Origin of the sequence: Mycobacterium sp. (genome assembly GCF_032159565.1) — a bacterium.
Lineage (GTDB): Bacteria > Actinomycetota > Actinomycetes > Mycobacteriales > Mycobacteriaceae > Mycobacterium.
In genome coordinates this window covers 1-16,785 of the sequence record NZ_JAVHWR010000003.1, presented here as the reverse complement: position 1 = coordinate 16,785, position 16,785 = coordinate 1, and the positions used below count along the sequence as shown (strand labels likewise).

Below are 16,785 nucleotides of genomic sequence, written 5' to 3'. Positions count from 1 at the left end.
CCACGTGCTCACATCCGGTTAAAGGGTGGGGGCGGCGGTGGTTGTCGTAGTGGAGCCGGCGGTGGTGCCAGGGGTGCCGGTTCTGCTGGAAACGCCGCTGGTGTTGCCAGTGCTGCGACCAGTGGTATTGCCAACGGTGTTGAAGCCGAAGGTATTGCCGAAGGTGTTTCCAGTGGTGGTGGTGCTCAGGAACGTATTGCCATTGCTGTTTTGGTTAGTGACGCCGGTCGTTCCAGTGGTTGTTCCGGTAGTGCCCGTAGTGCCGGTAGTCGTGCTGCCCGTGGTAGGGGCAGTGGTCGTGGTGGTCGTGGTGGAAATCGCGGTGGTGCCGGTCGTGCCGGCGGTAGTGCGGCCACTGGTGGCGCCGGTGCTTCGCCCGAAGGTGTTCCCGATGGTGTTCCCGGCAAACGTGTTGCCGAACGTGTTGCCGGTAGTGGTGCTACTGGCGAACGTGTTGCCACTGGTGTTTTGGCTATTAGTGTTACCGCCGCCAAAGTTGAAGAAACCTCCACGGGTGCCAGTGCCATTACCGCCACCGAAGTTGATGAAACTTCCCCGGGCAGCGCTCGCTTCCTGAGGTGTGGCGGAAAGAGCCGGCGACGCCTGAGCAACCGAGACACCGGCCCCCGCAGCGGCTACGAAAAGCCCAGCACCAATCGCGCGGTTGATCATTGAATTCCGTTGCTGGGGCTGCTTGCGGTGGCGATGGCGCGAGGGGGTTGATGGATTTCTCATGGACTGATCTCCTTAGTCTTCGGTGAACCGTTAGAGGGACACCGCGATATGAACTGCCGTCGCGTATCGAATTGTCGAAAACGCATCCTTGAAATAATCGGGCCTCAAAGACCCGAGCCCGCCCCCTGTCTAACCCGATAATCTGAACTCTGAGTAGTCGAACTGTAATGCTTTGCTAGGCGATGTGTCAAGCATCACTATTCGGTCTTGAGCGAATGTAGCGCACAATAGCTAGCTACCCATGCGAAGCCAAAATTGGCCGAAAAATGGTCCGAATGGTCCATGTTTTAGACCAGCAAGACCGGCAGGTGGGCTACCGGCTATTACGACATCTCTAAAACGGTTCTGCGGTTCGCCAAGTCGTTTCCTCGGTTTTCTGCGGCATCACCGGCGGAGGAAGGTGAGCGGTCCAAGATTCGTCGTTGGCCGGAATACAGCTGTTCAGGGCTGTCATGGGCCGCTGCAGCCAGCGATCGATCGGTGCTCAGCCGCCCCGACAGCGACGAGCTGCTTGCTCCGCGGCAATCCACAGCCGAGCGTGGACGCTGAATTTCCCCAATTCGTAACCCGAGCTGCGAATAACTCGATCGCGGCGGATACCATTCCGATCCGGAAAGCGCTTGGGAATGACCAGAAAACTTTTTTAACTGCGTCAGCAACGATCATGAGCGGCGTTATGCAAGCGGCCGGAATTTGCTGAGGTCCTTTACGCTGGGAATGCTTCGCGCACGTATTAGCGCAGCGGTGGGTACAACGTCCGGAGTTGCGCGAGCACGCTGCGCCTAGCGATCAAGAGCCTGGCTGGCCGCCCGGGTGCATATGTACCGGCTTCGGGATGGTGCGCCGATGCTGGGCTGGATCGAGTCGCCTGGCATTCGAAACGCCTTCGTGGGCTGCCGATGCAGATGCCGTTGCTCGATGCGCGCGGAAAGCCAGCTGCGGCGCCGTGTGAGCAGACGAAAATGCGTGCATTGAGCAGGTCCACGCCGACCAGAGGGCCTCGGCGCTGGCTCATTGCCTCCGAACTGCTTTCCACCAATACCGCCTCGTTGAAGCACGCCGCCATGACCTTCGGCTCAGTCGCGTTGCCGCGACAGTCTCATCCGACGCAAGCTGGATCGCGGTGCCCGATGGCCTCGAGGCGATGCAGTCCAGGAAGGGTTACCGGCGAGGTCGTGCCCTCGCTCCGAAGGTGCAGCGCAAATTTATTGAAGGGCTCGGTGGTGCGCAGACGCTCATCCAGATCGACACCTCCGAATCCATCGCGCTTCTAATCCGGCGTGACGCAGGTCATCGTTTATTCATCGCCAATGACCAACATTCGTCAAGAATCGCCAAAGTCCAACGGGGTACCAAACCTACGAAGAATGTTGCACGACAGGATAATTCAGCACTATCGCGGACAACGAGATTGATCGGCCTTAATCCGCAGGTCCCAGGTTCGAGCCCTGGTGGGGGCACCACACCGTTCGTATTGCGTCGACGACGACCTACATGTCCGGCGGCTGGGCCTGCCGTACGGTGTCCGGCGCGGGGTCGCCCCACCTCTGGCGGATCCTGCCCCACGGATCGGCGTACTGACCCGGCTGCTTGTAGTACGGCGCTCGACGTCGCATCCGAGCGGCCATCATCGGCGCTGCCATCCGAAGCGCCCGGGTCTTCCAGCCTGCTCTGGCACGGATCTCTTCGTACGACTCCGAACTGGAGTACCGCTGGAACGACAGCACCTGCTGGGAGCGGGTGGTGTCCATCCAGTCCAGGGGATACCAATCGGCGTCGCTGTCGGGATCACCCGGACGGCCGGGCAGTACCAGCGCGCCTATCCCAAGGGCCTCGCAGCCTATGCGGCCCAATTCAGCCTGGCGGCACTTGTGGGAGTCGTCACCAGCGATCATGAAGACCTCACGTACTGCATCGGTGGTGACTGCCGCGGCGAACGCCGATGCGACGTCGCGGGCGTCGACGGAATGACAACGATTGTCTTGAGGCATCAACGCACCGAGGTAGAACGAATCGAAATCGCCGTAGTCGATGAGCGGCTCAAGGGTGATAACGCCACTGAGTCGAAGGATCGACCACTCCAAACCCGATGAGCGGACGATGTTTTCGGCTTCCAGTTTGTGACAGCCATACAGTTCCGACGCCACCGGAGGGGTGTCAGCGGTGAGCAGGTCGGCGAACCGGTGTGGGTTGCGGCTGCCGTACACGGCCATGCTCGATGCGTGCACGAAGCGTGGAGGCGACGGCATCGCTTCCGCGGCGCGCACCAGCGCGGCGGTCGCATCGACGTTCACCGCCCGGGCGAGCGCACGGTTGGCGTAGCACATCGGCGGGATGCAGGCCGCGAGATGGACGATGGCCGACGGGGACACCTCGGCGAGCAGGGCGCTGATCTGATCCGGCTTCGTCAGATCGACCGAGCGCACGTCGACCACTGCGGGCAGCGACGGTTTGACAGTCTTGTGCGCGGTGGCGGTCACGGCGCACCCCTCCGCGACGAGTCGCTCGACGAGCGGCCTGCCGACCAGTCCATACGCGCCCGTCACCAGAACTGAATTCCGAGCCGCCATCGTGCGCTCCTCTGCGCGAGCGGGATACTGATCGGAATCTAGCCGGGCGCGGCGCGCTCATGGCGCAGTCTGCCTAATCGCCCCTTTTGTGGTCGTTGCCGTGACCCTTTTTCTTGGGTGGCGGCCCCTCGTCGATCGGCGCGGGAGACGGCGGGGCCGGAGGGGGTGGCGGTAACACCGACGGCGTCGATGACGGCGGCAGCGAGGTGGTGGTCGCCGCCGGTTCGGGTGTCGACGGCGAGGCAGACTCGAACAACACCACAACCGCCGCAAGGGCGATCGCGAACAGCACGGCCGCGAAGACAACCAGCCTGCGCTTCTGGCTCGGAGGTACAGGCGCAGCGATGGCCATCGTGGTCTCCGGCGGCAACGGCACGTCCAGCACCCGAGTCGGCGGCCGGCCTGAATTCGCTTGTGGCACAGCGGCAAGTGTGGCGCGCATCGCCCCGGCACTGGTGAAGCGCCACTGCGGATCGCGGGTCATCGCCCTTTCGACCGTCGCTGCCAGCGCCGGTTCCACGTCGGGCCGCCAGACATGCAACGGCGGCGGCACGTCCTCGGCGATCGCCCGCGCCAGGGCCACAAGGTTCTCCTGGGGGAACGGCTTGTGCCCGGACAGCGCCTCGTAGCCGACGACACCGACCGCATACAGATCGTCGGCGACGGTCGCCGGGCGGCCCGCCACCCGGTCGGCGCTGAGATAGGCCATCGTTCCGACGATCTGCCCGCTCATCGTGGCCGGCGTCTCCGCGCTTTTCGCGATACCGAAGTCCGCGACCTTCACATCACCGGACGCGGTGAACAAGATGTTGGCCGGCTTGATGTCCCGGTGCAGAATTCCGGCCGCATGCGCGGCCGCGAGCGCCGACAACACGTCGTCGAGGATCGTGCGAACCCGTCTCTGCGGGAGCGGGCCGGCCGTCAGCTCGTCGGCCAGCGACCGCCCGGACAGCCGCTCCATCACGATGAAGGGCATTCCGGCGTGCTCGCCACTGTCGTGCACGGCCACGATGTGAGGATGGCTCAGACCGGCGGCCGCGCGGGCCTCGATTTCGAAGCGCCGGCGGCTGTCAGCGTGCACGCTGAACGCAGGATGCAACAGCTTCACGGCGACGGGCCGGTGCAGCCGGGTGTCCCAGCCGTCGCGGACCTCGCCCATCCCGCCGCGGCCTAGAATCCCCCGCAACTCGTAGCGGCCGCCGAGAGCGTCTGGCGCCTGCACGGTCCTGAGGTTATCGCGCCCGTGACCAGTCGACCACGCCGCTTACACGTCAGGGCAGTAGTGCATCCCGTTGTCACGATGCCCGACCGGCGGCAGGTTGCGCGCAGGCGTCTCCACCAACGGCGCCTCCGATGGGAGCCGTCCACTCGCACGGTCGACCGCGCTGCGCTTGCGCGGGTGCATCATCGTGCGTTGTGGCGTCAGCCTGGTGACGAGGTGCACCAGGTTCCCAAGGCGACGATGCAGCCACTCCCGGCGAGGCGACCATGTGTAGCCCATCAGTTCGCGAACGGGTGGATCGTAGAGGCCGACGGTGACGAACAGCAGGAACCGTTCCATCACCTTCAGGTTGATCCGCCACATCCAGTCCGGGATCCATTCCAACGACGGGTGCTTTGTCATTGTGGACAGATCGAGAACTTCGCGTGCCGCCCAGTTGTTCTCTAACACGTTGTGACACATGTGATCCCAGTACTCCTGGAATTCCTCCCAGGTCTTGGGCACCGGCCGCATGCTCATCCCGTACATCCGGTACCACGCGACGTGCTCGTCGAACAATTGCCGCCGTTGCGCCTCAGTCAGTCCTCCTCTGAACCGTTCCGCGGCCAGCAGGACGGACTTGAAGAAGGTGGCGTGCGCCCAATAGAAGACATCGGGGTTCAGCGCGCTGTACCGGCGCCCTTGCTCGTCGACGCCCTTGATGCCGATGTGGTAGTCGCGCACCTCGGCGCCGGTCCTCGGCGCGCGGTCGCCGTCGAAGACCACGCCGCCGATCGGATACACCGACCGGTACAACCGCGGCATCCGCTCCATGAAGAAGATTGAGTGGTCCTTGACGGCAGCACCCAACTGGGGATGCATGTTCTGCATCGAACCCGCCCAGCTGCCCTGCAACATGCCGGTCCACTGGCCGAAGTACTTCCAGGTCAGCGAGTCGGGCCCGAGCGGTGCCTGAAAGGCGTCGTAGCCGCCTCCCGACACGGGGCAACCGGCGGCCGCAGGCGCGGTTCCGCTGGTCACCGGGGAGGCGTCAGAAGTATCTTGGGTCACTGGTCGGCTTTCGATCGGCGTCAGACGCATTTCTGACTACGTGCGTTGTCACCATGATTCTAGGAGTGATGTGGCTGCGGGTCAACGACGGGGCCGATGGTCGGGCGTACCGCTCGAGGACCGTCAGGCGCTGCGCCGTGGCGAGTTGATCGACGCGGGCGTCGCCCTGCTCGGCGGTCAGAGCGGGCCCGCACTCACCGTGCGAGCGGTGTGCAGGGCGGCCGGGCTCACCGAACGCTACTTCTACGAAAGCTTTCCCGACCGCGACGAATTCGTCCGCGCCGTCTACGACGATGTCTGTGCGCGGGCGATGTCCACCCTGTCGTCGTCCACCAGCGCCCACGACGCGGTCGAACGGTTCGTCGCGCTGATGGTCGATGACCCGACCCGCGGCAGAGTTCTCCTGCTCGCGCCGACGGTCGAGCCGATACTGACGCGGTCGGGGGCGAACTGGATGCCGAGCTTCATCGAGCTGCTGCAACGCAAGGTCACCCGAATCACGGAGATCAGCCAGCCGGCAGTCCAGGCCATGGCGGCCACCGGCCTGCTCGGCGCGCTGACCGCACTCTTCATCGCCTACCTGGACGGCCGCCTGAGCGCCACCCGCGAGCAGTTCATCGACCACTGCGTCGACATGGTGCTCAACAGGGTTTCGAGTTACTGAGACCTACCCGCCCGTCACATGGTCCACGGCGTGCGTGACTACCCGGTCGGGTTGTCCTGGTTGGCGGTGTCGCCTCAAATCGCACCGACGTCAGCGAGTACGCCTTGCTCGCTCTATCCCTGCGCCGCAGCCGCTTCGGCCTTGGCGGTGAAGTCCTTACCCTCCGGGCTGGCTGCCGAGGCGCCAGGAGTGGTGGCCGTTGCGGCACCGCGGTTGCAATTCAGCGCCAGCAGGACTTCGCTGTCGGCGTGTCCGAATGAACCCCCGGAGTCGCGCACGAACGGAGCATCGGTGGCGCTGGTGACGAGGCAGTCACCCATCGCGTCCTGGCGGTCGCCGACGGTCACCGCGATCTTCGCCGTGCCGCCGCCATCCTCGATTTTCGTAACAGCATCGCCGTAGGTCATTCCCACCACGTCCGGCGCGGCGGATGCGGTGCCCGCGCCGAACAGTCCGAGTGCGCCCATCGCAATCCCTGCGGCGCCGACGGCGCTGGTCGAAATGATGATCTTCTTCACGTGCCCACCTATGTCTAAGGTCAACGGTTGCCGAGAGTGTAGGCGCGGTTCGATTTCTCGTGAACTGCCTGCAGGAACCATACCGCCGACCGGCGCAACCCGCGAGCAATAACGCCGCGTAGGGCAGGCCTGAAACCGGGTGCCGACCGGCCCCCGAACCGTGACCTTTCCGACGCAGCGACACGTATCGTGCAACTTGATGTCACCGGGTTACACAGATATATTCACTGCAACCAACAGATACAGATAGATCTAATAGGCCTTCGTCCACCGAATGACGGCAGGTCCCACCCCTAAAGGAGAACGCAGGGCTGATGCACGAAAACCTGACCGACCTGCACCTGCTGCATGAGCTTGAGCCCGTCGTTGAGAAGAACCTCAACCGGCACCTGTCGATGCGCAAGGACTGGAACCCGCATGACTACATCCCGTGGTCGGACGGCAAGAACTATTACGCCCTCGGCGGCCAGGACTGGGAGCCCGGACAGTCGGCGCTCTCCGAGGTCGCTCAGACAGCCATGGTGCAGAACCTGCTGACCGAGGACAACCTGCCGTCCTACCACCGCGAGATCGCGATGAACTTTGGGATGGACGGGGCATGGGGCCAGTGGGTCAACCGCTGGACCGCAGAGGAGAACCGGCACGGCATCGCGCTGCGGGATTACCTGGTCGTCACCCGCGCCATCGATCCGGTCGCGCTGGAGACACTGCGCCTCGAGCAGGTGACCCGCGGCTTCAGCCCGGGCCAGAACCAGCAGGGCGATCTTTTCGCCGAGAGCCTGTTCGACTCCGTCATCTATGTGACGTTCCAGGAGCTGGCCACCCGCGTTTCGCACCGCAACACCGGCAAGGCATGCAACGAGACGATCGCCGACCAACTGCTACAACGGGTTTCGGCCGACGAGAACCTGCACATGATCTTCTACCGCGACGTCAGCGAGGCCGGTTTCGACATCGCACCGGATCAGGCCATGCACTCGCTGCACCGCGTGCTGCGCAATTTCAAGATGCCCGGGTTCACCGTTCCGGAGTTCCGCCGCAAGGCGGTGATCATCGCGGTCGGCGGTGTGTACGACCCGCGGATCCACCTGGAAGACGTGGTGCGGCCGGTGCTGAAGAAGTGGCGCATCTTCGAGCGCGAGGACTTCACCGGTGAGGCCGCCCGCATGCGTGATGATCTCGGCGTGCTCATCGAGGAGCTCGAGGAGACGTGCGACAAGTTCGAGGTCGCCAAGCATAAGCGCCTGGAGCGCGAGGCCAAGAGGGCCGAGCGCCTGGAGGCCAAGAAGGTTCTCGCGTCATCGGCGTACTGACCGAATCCCGCGCGCAGCTGCAGATCGGTCCCATCGCGCTGGCCAGCCCCGTCGTGCTGGCCCCGATGGCAGGCGTCACCAACGTCGCCTTCCGCACGCTGTGTCGTGAGCTCGAACTCGCCAGGGCCGGCACGGTCAGCGGGCTGTATGTGTGCGAGATGGTCACCGCCCGCGCGCTCGTCGAGCGCCATCCGGTCACCATGCACATGACGACGTTCGGGCCGGACGAGTCGCCGCGGTCGCTGCAGCTCTACGCCGTCGACCCGGAGAACACCTACGCCGCGGCCAAGATGATCGTCGACGACGGATTGGCCGATCACATCGACATGAATTTCGGCTGCCCGGTTCCCAAGGTGACCCGGCGCGGTGGCGGCGCGGCGCTGCCCTTCAAGCGCAGGCTGTTCGGGCAGATCGTGGCCGCCGCGGTGCGGGCGACCGAGGGGTCGAACGTCCCGGTGACGGTGAAGTTCCGGATCGGCATCGACGACGACCACCACACCCACCTCGACGCCGGTCGGATCGCGGCCGAGGAAGGCGCCGCGGCCGTCGCGCTGCACGCTCGAACGGCGGCCCAGCGCTACTCCGGAACCGCCGACTGGGAGCAGATCACGGCGCTGAAGGAGCACGTCACCAGCGTTCCGGTGCTCGGCAACGGCGATATCTTCGACGCGAAGGACGCACTGGCGATGATGGCCACGACCGGCTGCGACGGCGTCGTCATCGGCCGCGGCTGCCTCGGCAGGCCGTGGCTGTTCGCCGAGTTGTCCGATGCCTTCGCAGGCAGGGACAGTGTGATACCGCCCACACTGGGTGAGGTCGCGGCGATCATCCGCAGGCACGGCGAGTTGCTGCGCGCCCACTCCGGCGAGGACAAGGCCATGCGCGACATCCGCAAGCACATCGCCTGGTATCTGCACGGATTTCCGGCCGGGGCCGGCCTACGCCGGTCACTGGCGCTGGTTAAAACGCTGGCCGAACTCGACGAACTCCTCGCGAAGCTGGACTCCGAGGTGGCGTTCCCCGAGGCGGCCACCGGCCCGCGCGGGCGGCAGGGCTCACCGGCCTCGGTGGCGCTGCCTGCCGGCTGGCTTGCCGACCCGGACGATTGCACGGTGCCCGTCGGCGCCGATGTGATGCATTCCGGTGGGTGAACCGAGACCATCTCGACATTACGTCTCTCAGGATCTCTCAGTACGATATGAGTCTTGTCGTTATTGGCCCCGCCCTCGGGGCCACGGATATCGCCGCTTCAACTCAGGTGGCGGCAGCGCAGTGGCTGATGCGCACCGACGCGCACGCTGCTCATAGGGTCGGAGGCCAGTAGGCACATGAGTGACGGCGATAACGCCACTCCTGGTCGCCCTCGCGCGTCCGATTCGGACGGCGACAACCAGTGGCTTACCCGATCTCCCCGGCCACCGCGAGCCGCCGCGCCGTGGGAGCGCCACTCGGCTGCTGAGCCGGAGGACACCGCCACCCCTGCGCCGACCGGCAGCCACACCGATGGCGTGACGGTCGCCGATCTGATCGCCAAGGTCACGGGCTCCGCGCCTGCAGATCTGCCCAGCCGGCACGCTGCACCCGAGCCCGAGCCCAAACCCGAACCTCCGCTGATGCGTCCGCCCGCGCCGCCGCCTCAATCGTCCGAGCCGCGCTCCAGACAGCCAAGGCAACTCCGGCCGAAGCCGCGACCCGCGGGACCGTCCGACCCGGATACCGAGGTCATCCCCGCGGTGTCCTACGCCGACGAGATTCCCGACCTGGCGGCGTTGCGCCGCTCTCGGCTCGAACGAGGCGGGCCGGAGTGGGTGGGCGAGCCGTCCGCCGAGCCCGTCGATCCGCCGAAGAAGCGCAAGTCGCGCCGCCGGGTCATGCTGGCGGGCCGCTCCCTTGCCGCCCTGTTCGCCGTGCTCGCGCTTGCGATGACCGGTGGTGCGTGGCAGTGGCAGTCGTCGAAGAACCACATGCTCAACCGCATTTCGGCACTGGATCCGGGTTCGCGCGACATCGTCGACGCGAACGCACAGTACGGCGACGAAAACTTCCTCATTGTCGGTGTGGACAGCCGCTACGGCCAGAACGCCGACATGGGCGCAGGCGGCACCCAGGATGCCGGCGGAACGCGGTCCGACACCATCATGCTGGTCAACATCCCGGCCAATCGCAAACGCGTTGTCGCCGTGTCGTTTCCGCGCGACCTCAACATCGAGCCGATGAAGTGTGAGCCGTGGAATCCCGAAACCCGCGAGTACGGGCCGTTATATGACGACCAGACCGGCAGCTACGGACCCGAAGAGGTGTACACCGAGACGAAGCTGAACTCCGCCTACGCGTTCGGCGGACCCAAGTGTCTGGTCAAGGTCATCCAGAAGCTGTCCGGCCTGTCTATCAACCGGTTCATGGCCGTGGACTTCTCCGGGTTCTCCAAGATGGTCGACGCCCTCGGCGGGGTCGAGGTGTGCAGCACGACTCCGCTGGAGGATTACGAGCTCGGCACCGTGCTGGCCAGCGCCGGCCGGCAGACCGTCGACGGACACACCGCGCTGCAATACGTACGCGCCCGCCAGGTGACCACGGAAACCAACGGTGACTACGGCCGCATCAAGCGCCAGCAACTGTTCCTCTCATCGTTGTTGCGTTCGATGATCTCCAAAGAGGTCTTCTTCTCTCTCAATAAGCTCAACGACGTCGTCAACCAGTTCATCGACGACAGCTTCGTCGACAACATCAACACCAAGGACCTGGTGCAGCTGGGCCAGTCGGTACAGGGCATCGCCGCCGGACGGATCACCTTCATCACCGTCCCCACGACGGGGTACATGGACGAGTGGGGTAACGAGCATCTGCGCGAAGACGACACCCACGCGATCTTCGACGCGATCATCAACGACGATCCGCTGCCCGAGGAGCGCAACGCGGATAACACACCGGTGCCGGGCACGCCGGAGTCGCTGACCAACCAGGCCCCTAAGTCGACGCCGAGCGAAACGCCTGCACCCAAGGTGTCCGCCGACGCCGGCGAAATGGTCGACGCCGTCACCACCGACCCGACGTCGGTGACCGTCCAGGTGTCGAATTCGACGGGCGAAGACGGGCTGGGAGCGACGGCCGCAACGGAATTGCAGCAGCACGGCTTCAATGTGACGACCCCGGACGACTATCCAGGTCCGCTGACTTCGACGACGGTGTTCTTCTCGCCGGGTAACGAAGAGGCCGCAGCCACGGTGGCATCCGCCTTCACCGCGCCGACGATCGAGCGCGTCAACGGTAAGGGCAAGACGGTGCAGGTGGTGCTCGGCTCCGACTTCGCCACGGTGAGCCCGCCGAAGCCGAGTGGCTCTTCGGTGCAGGTCCACGTTCTCCACGGCACCGGTAGCACCCCGACACAGCTGCCGCAGGACCTTTCGGTCACCAACGCCGCCGACACCACCTGCGAGTAGCGCGAGGCGATAGCCGAGGCGGCGGCGTCCATGCAGGGGGCATTCACCCTTCGTTCACCCTGCACATCGTGACGATTCACTGGACCAGCCCTTAGGCTGGGCGTATGCGAACTGCGTACCACGAGCAGCTGGACGCCCTGACCCACCAGCTCGGCGAGATGTGCGGGCTGGCAGGTGTCGCGATGGAGCGAGCGACCCAGGCCCTGCTGCAGGCCGACCTCGTGGTGGCCGAACAGGTGATCACCGACCACGAGCAGATTGCCGCGATGAGCGCCAAGGCGGAGGAAGCGGCCTTTGTGCTGCTTGCCCTGCAGGCTCCCGTCGCGGGCGATCTGCGCGCGATCGTCAGCTCGATCCAGATCGTCGCCGACGTCGATCGAATGGGGGCCCTGGCGCTACACGTAGCCAAGATCGCCCGCCGCCGTCATCCCCAGCATGCCCTGCCTGAAGAGGTGAACGGCTACTTCGCCGAAATGGGCCGGGTGGCAGTCGAACTCGGCAACAGCGCCCAAGAGGTGCTGCTGACCAAGGACCCGGAGAAGGCGGCGCGCATCAGCGAGGAAGACGATGCGATGGACGATCTGCACCGTCATCTGTTCTCCGTGCTGATGGACAAGGAATGGAAGCACGGCGTCACCGCCGCCGTCGACGTGACGTTGCTGAGCCGCTTTTATGAGCGCTTCGCCGACCACGCCGTCGAGGTTGCCCGCCGGATCATCTTCTCGGCGACGGGCAAATTCCCCGAGGATGCGGAACTTCCCGCACCGCGCTAGCCGTCGCTACGGGCGGAGCACGATCTTCCCTCTGGTATGCCGCTGCTCGAGGGAGCGGAACGCCTTTTGGACGTCGTCGAGCGCGAATACCTCGGCGATCGGCACCTCCAGCTTTCCGTCGGCGACCAGCGCCGCCAGTTCTGCGAGCACGTCGGCGTTGGCGGCGTCCGCGTTGCCCGCGGTGCGCACCTTGAACTGCTCGGCGGCGGCGAAATCGATGATGGTGTCCACCCGGTCGGGCGCGACGCCCAGCTGATCGACCGCCAGCTCGACGTACCCGCCACCGAAGAAGTCCAGGAAGGCGTCGACCCGCCCCGTTGGCGCCGCCGCACGCATACGCTCGGCCAAATCGTCGCCGTAGTTCACTGGGATCACACCGTGACCGCGCAGCCATTCGTCGTTCGACGGGCCCGCGACGCCCAGCACCGTGGCGCCCGCGTCGGCAGCGAGCTGCACCGCGATCGAACCCACTCCTCCTGCCGCGCCTGCGACGACCAACACGTCGCCCTCCGAGAGGCCGACGGCGCGGACGGCGGCGTAGGCGCTCGTGCCTGCCACGTACAGCGCGCCCGCCACCTCCCACGACACCGTCGCGGGTTTGGCGGTCAGATTCTCGGCGGGCACGACGATGAACTCCGCGTGGCTGGCCCGCTTCTCGGAAAAGCCCAGAACCTCGTCGCCCACCGCGAATCCGTCAACGCCCGGGCCTGTTTCGGCGACCACGCCCGCCAGGTCGCTGCCCTGTCCAGACGGAAATGTCGCCGGGAAGATGTCGCGCATGAGGCCATTACGGATGGCGGCCTCGCCTGGGTTGATGCCTGCCGCTCTGACCTCGACGAGAACCTCGCCCGCGCCGGGCGCAGGTCGCTCGACGTCGCGCACCTCGAGCACCTCGATGTCGCCGTACCGATCGAATCGCACTGCTTTGCTCATGCCAGTTAGGAACGGCGCAGCCCTCGAGCTATTCCCGGGGGTGGTGCTGACTCCCTCTAGCCGAACCGGCCGGAGATGTAGTCCTCTGTCGCTTTTTCCGTCGGGTTCGAGAAGATCTTCTCGGTGTCGTCGATCTCGATCAGCCTGCCGGGCTTGCCCGTCGCCTCGAGGTTGAAGAACGCGGTCTGATCACTCACGCGCGCAGCCTGCTGCATGTTGTGCGTGACTATCACGATCGTGTAGTCCTGCTTGAGCTCGGCGATCAAGTCCTCGATCGCCAGCGTCGAGATCGGGTCGAGTGCCGAGCACGGCTCGTCCATCAACAACACGTCGGGCTGCACCGCGATCGCACGCGCGATGCACAACCGCTGCTGCTGGCCACCGGACAACCCGCCGCCGGGTTTGTCCAGTCGGTCCTTGACCTCGGTCCACAGGTTCGCGCCCTTGAGGGACTTCTCCGCCACCTCGTCGAGAGTCTTCTTGTTGCGGACCCCCTGCAGCCTGAGGCCTGCCACCACGTTGTCGCGAATCGACATGGTGGGGAAGGGATTCGGCCGCTGAAACACCATACCGATGGTCTTGCGGACGCCGACCGGGTCGACACCTGCGCCATAGACGTCCTCGCCGTCGAGAAGCACCGAACCCTCGACACGCGCACCGGGGATCACCTCGTGCATCCGGTTCAACGTACGCAGCACGGTCGACTTGCCGCAGCCGGACGGACCGATGAACGCCGTCACGCTGCGCGGCGGCACCGACATCGACACGTCGGCCACGGCGTGAAACGACCCATAGTAGATGTTGACGTCCTTGAGGTCGAGGCGCTTGGCCATCTGAGTGACTCCTAAACCTTCTTGGGGGCGAAGAACTTGGCGATGAACCGCGCTCCGACGTTGAGCACCGCGATCAGCACGATGAGAGTGAACGCGGCACCCCAAAGGCGATCCGTCGGAACCGGATTGGCACCCGCACCGGCCGAGGTCTGGTCGTACATCATGCCCGGTAGCGATCCCATGAACCCGCCGAACATGTCGAAGTTGATCGCCTGGGCGTAGCCGACCAGGATCAGCAGCGGCGCCGTCTCCCCCATCACCCGGGCCAAGGCCAGCAGAATGCCCGTCACGATGCCCGACAGCGCCGTCGGAATCACGATGGCCGATATCGTCTTCCACTTCGGCACGCCGAGTGCGTAACTCGCTTCGCGTAGGTCCATCGGGACGATCCGCAACATCTCCTCGGTGGACCGCACGATCACCGGGATCATCAACAACACCAAGGCGAGCGACACCGCGAAGCCCGACCGGTGGAAGCCCAGCGTCGCCACCCACAGCGCGTAGATGAACAGCGCCGCCACGATCGACGGAACACCGGTGAGGATGTCCACCATGAAGGTGGTCAGCTTGCCCATCCGCGTTCCGCCGCCGTACTCGACCAGATAGATGCCGACGAATACGCCGATCGGGATCGAGATGAGCGCACACACCAAGCCCTGCAACAGGGTTCCGACGATCGCGTGATACGCGCCGCCACCCGCCTGGAAGGCGGTCATTCCGGCCTGCGAGTTGAACCACCATGTGCTCGACGTGACGGCGCCGAACCCTTTGACGATCACCGTGTAGAGCACCCACGCCAGCGGCACCATCGCGACCGCCACCGAAAGCGTCACCAACACCGTGGCGACGTTGTTGGTGAACTTCCGGCGCAGGCTGAGCTTCTGGAAGGTGGGCGCCTTGACGGGCTGGTCCAGTGTGGCCGTCATGACTTACTCCTTCCGGCGACGGCCGCCCGTGCCAGCGAGTTGACGATGAACGTCAGGATGAAGAGGACGAGGCCCGCCGCAATGTACGCGCCCGCCTTGTACTGGTCGTTGAATTCCGAAGCGGCAGCGGCGATCTTGCTCGCGAACGTATAGCCGGCGTCGAACAGCGACCAGCCGAACGCCTGCTGCGTGCCGCGCAGGATTATGAGCAACGCGATCGTCTCGCCTAATGCGCGGCCCAGGCCGAGCATCGCGCCGCTGATGTAGCCCGACAACCCGAACGGCAGCACCGTCGTCTTGACGACCTCCCAACGGGTGGCACCGAGCGCAAGGGCCGCCTCGATCTGCCCGCGCGGAGTCTGGATGAACACCTCGCGGGTCACCGCGGTGATGATCGGCAGGATCATCACCGCCAGCACGATGCCCGCGGTGAAGATCGTTCCGCCGCCCGCCACCGAGGCGTTCCCGGTCTGAAACAGGAAGAGCCAGCTGAGGTTCTGGTTCAGCCAGGTGGCGAACGGCTTGATTGCCGGAGCCAGTACATACAGGCCCCAGACGCCGTAGATGATCGACGGCACCGCGGCCAGCAGGTCCACCATGTAGGCCAGCGGGCCCGCGACCCGACGCGGTGCGTACTGGGTGAGGAAAGTCGCGATCCCCAGCGCCACCGGCATCGCGAGGACAAGCGCGAACACCGACACGAACACGGTGACCTGCAGCAGATCGAGAATGCCGAACTTCATGGCCGACGTGTCGGTGGTGACCCAGTTCCCGCTGTAGAGGAAGAAGTTCTCCTCGTTGCGGGTCAGCGCAGGTACGGCGCGCCACAGAAGGAACGCGCCGATCGCCGCGATGATGACGACGATGAGGACGCCCGATCCTTCTGCCAGACCGCGGAAGATCCGGTCCCCGGGTCGAATCTTGGCGTTCTTCGACGGGTCGGTAGAGATGGGGGCCGGCTCGGGAAAGGGTGAAGCGATCACTTCACCCGAACCCGCGTCGGCTGGATTAGGCGTAGTCACATCGAGCCTATCGGTCATCGGTTCCGGCACCCATCCTCACCGTAGTCGTGCTGACTCGCTACGTAACTACGCGATTGCGTCGACGGACTTGAGCAGCCGCTCCTTGAATGCGTCCGGCAGTGGGACGTAGCCCGCCGCGGACAGGTTGGCCTGGCCCTGGTTGGCCGCCACCGTCAGGAACGACTTCACGGCCGCGGCGGTGTCCGGGTCATAACCCTTGGAGCAGACGATCTCGTAGGTCGCCAGCATCAGCGGGTAGACACCGGCTTCCTTGGTCGCGTACAGCGCGTTCAAGTCGAGGGCCAGGTCCATGCCTTCGGCCTTGAACTTGGCGGTGTCGACCGCCTTCTGGGTGGTCTCGTCGGTGAGGTCGACGGGCCCGCCTCCGTTGTCGATCGCGGCCATCTTCAGGCCGGCCTGCTGCGCGAAACCCTTCTCCACGTAGCCGATCGAACCCGGTGTGGCCTGGATCGCCTGGACGACACCGGACGACTTCTGCGCGCCTTCACCGGCGCCGCCCTGGAACTCCTTGCCCGCACCCTTGGTCCACGCCGCCGGCGCGGCCGCGGCCAGATATTTCTGGAAGTTGTCGGTGGTGCCCGAGGAATCCGAGCGGTAGATCGGCTTGATGTCCGCATCGGGCAGCGTCGCGCCGGAGTTCAGCGCGACGATGGCCGGGTCGTTCCACTTCGTGATCTGACCCTGGAAGATCTTGGCCAGCACGTCGCCGTTGACGACGAGCTTGTCGGCACCCTCGACGTTGAAGGCCATCGCCACCGGGCCGAA

General features: G+C 65.1%; 15 protein-coding genes. 6 read left to right on the top strand and 9 right to left on the bottom strand.

Going from position 1 to position 16,785, the window contains the following annotated elements; all coding sequences use genetic code 11:
• Positions 1-73: 73 nt before the first annotated feature.
• A complete protein-coding gene (locus tag QOC76_RS00220; RefSeq protein WP_526352953.1) occupies positions 74-577 on the top strand; it encodes a hypothetical protein in 504 nt (167 codons plus the stop codon).
• Between the two features lie 1,648 nt (positions 578-2,225).
• Here the strand turns inward: QOC76_RS00220 and QOC76_RS00215 are convergent.
• From QOC76_RS00215 to QOC76_RS00205, 3 genes are all read right to left on the bottom strand, one after another.
• On the bottom strand, positions 2,226-3,305 hold the full coding sequence (locus tag QOC76_RS00215; protein WP_526352951.1) for an NAD-dependent epimerase/dehydratase family protein: 1,080 nt from the start codon (positions 3,303-3,305) through the stop codon (positions 2,226-2,228).
• A gap of 73 nt (positions 3,306-3,378) precedes the next feature.
• A complete protein-coding gene (locus tag QOC76_RS00210; RefSeq protein ID WP_526352949.1) occupies positions 3,379-4,527 on the bottom strand; it encodes a serine/threonine-protein kinase in 1,149 nt (382 codons plus the stop codon).
• Positions 4,528-4,569: 42 nt separating this feature from the next.
• Complete coding sequence (locus QOC76_RS00205) at positions 4,570-5,607, bottom strand: oxygenase MpaB family protein (RefSeq protein ID WP_526352947.1); 1,038 nt, start codon at positions 5,605-5,607, stop codon at positions 4,570-4,572.
• A gap of 40 nt (positions 5,608-5,647) precedes the next feature.
• On the opposite strand from QOC76_RS00205, the gene QOC76_RS00200 reads away from it, so the two are divergent.
• Positions 5,648-6,241, top strand: a complete 594-nt coding sequence (locus tag QOC76_RS00200; RefSeq protein ID WP_526352945.1) for a TetR/AcrR family transcriptional regulator — start codon at positions 5,648-5,650, stop codon at positions 6,239-6,241.
• A 113-nt stretch (positions 6,242-6,354) separates the two neighbouring features.
• On the opposite strand, the gene QOC76_RS00195 is transcribed toward QOC76_RS00200, so the two are convergent.
• Positions 6,355-6,759 (bottom strand): hypothetical protein, encoded by a 405-nt coding sequence (locus tag QOC76_RS00195; protein ID WP_526352943.1) that lies wholly within the window; start codon positions 6,757-6,759, stop codon positions 6,355-6,357.
• A gap of 314 nt (positions 6,760-7,073) precedes the next feature.
• Here QOC76_RS00195 and QOC76_RS00190 point away from each other — a divergent pair, with 314 nt between their 5' ends.
• The 4 genes from QOC76_RS00190 to phoU all read left to right on the top strand — a co-directional run bounded on the left by QOC76_RS00190 (position 7,074) and on the right by phoU (position 12,285).
• Complete coding sequence (locus QOC76_RS00190) at positions 7,074-8,072, top strand: acyl-ACP desaturase (RefSeq protein ID WP_526352941.1); 999 nt, start codon at positions 7,074-7,076, stop codon at positions 8,070-8,072.
• The gene (dusB, locus tag QOC76_RS00185) at positions 8,060-9,223 is read left to right on the top strand and encodes a tRNA dihydrouridine synthase DusB (protein ID WP_526352969.1); all 1,164 of its coding nucleotides are present in this window, start codon (positions 8,060-8,062) and stop codon (positions 9,221-9,223) included. Before QOC76_RS00190 ends, dusB begins: the two co-directional genes overlap by 13 nt.
• Before the next feature lie 177 nt (positions 9,224-9,400).
• Positions 9,401-11,512, top strand: a complete 2,112-nt coding sequence (locus QOC76_RS00180) for an LCP family protein (RefSeq protein ID WP_526352939.1) — start codon at positions 9,401-9,403, stop codon at positions 11,510-11,512.
• A 104-nt stretch (positions 11,513-11,616) separates the two neighbouring features.
• Positions 11,617-12,285, top strand: a complete 669-nt coding sequence (gene phoU / locus QOC76_RS00175; protein ID WP_526352937.1) for a phosphate signaling complex protein PhoU — start codon at positions 11,617-11,619, stop codon at positions 12,283-12,285.
• Positions 12,286-12,291: 6 nt separating this feature from the next.
• On the opposite strand, the gene QOC76_RS00170 is transcribed toward phoU, so the two are convergent.
• The 5 genes from QOC76_RS00170 to pstS form a co-directional block, all read right to left on the bottom strand.
• Positions 12,292-13,218: an NADP-dependent oxidoreductase gene (locus tag QOC76_RS00170; protein ID WP_526352935.1), complete on the bottom strand. Its 927-nt coding sequence runs from the start codon at positions 13,216-13,218 to the stop codon at positions 12,292-12,294.
• Between the two features lie 56 nt (positions 13,219-13,274).
• Complete coding sequence (gene pstB / locus QOC76_RS00165; protein ID WP_526352933.1) at positions 13,275-14,051, bottom strand: phosphate ABC transporter ATP-binding protein PstB; 777 nt, start codon at positions 14,049-14,051, stop codon at positions 13,275-13,277.
• Positions 14,052-14,062: 11 nt separating this feature from the next.
• Entirely contained in the window at positions 14,063-14,977 is a 915-nt protein-coding gene (gene pstA / locus QOC76_RS00160; RefSeq protein ID WP_526352931.1) for a phosphate ABC transporter permease PstA, read from the bottom strand.
• Positions 14,974-16,017, bottom strand: a complete 1,044-nt coding sequence (gene pstC, locus QOC76_RS00155) for a phosphate ABC transporter permease subunit PstC (protein WP_526352929.1) — start codon at positions 16,015-16,017, stop codon at positions 14,974-14,976. The genes pstA and pstC overlap by 4 nt, the downstream gene beginning before the upstream one ends.
• Before the next feature lie 48 nt (positions 16,018-16,065).
• On the bottom strand, positions 16,066-16,785 hold a 720-nt coding region (gene pstS, locus QOC76_RS00150), incomplete at its 5' end, for a phosphate ABC transporter substrate-binding protein PstS (protein ID WP_526352927.1).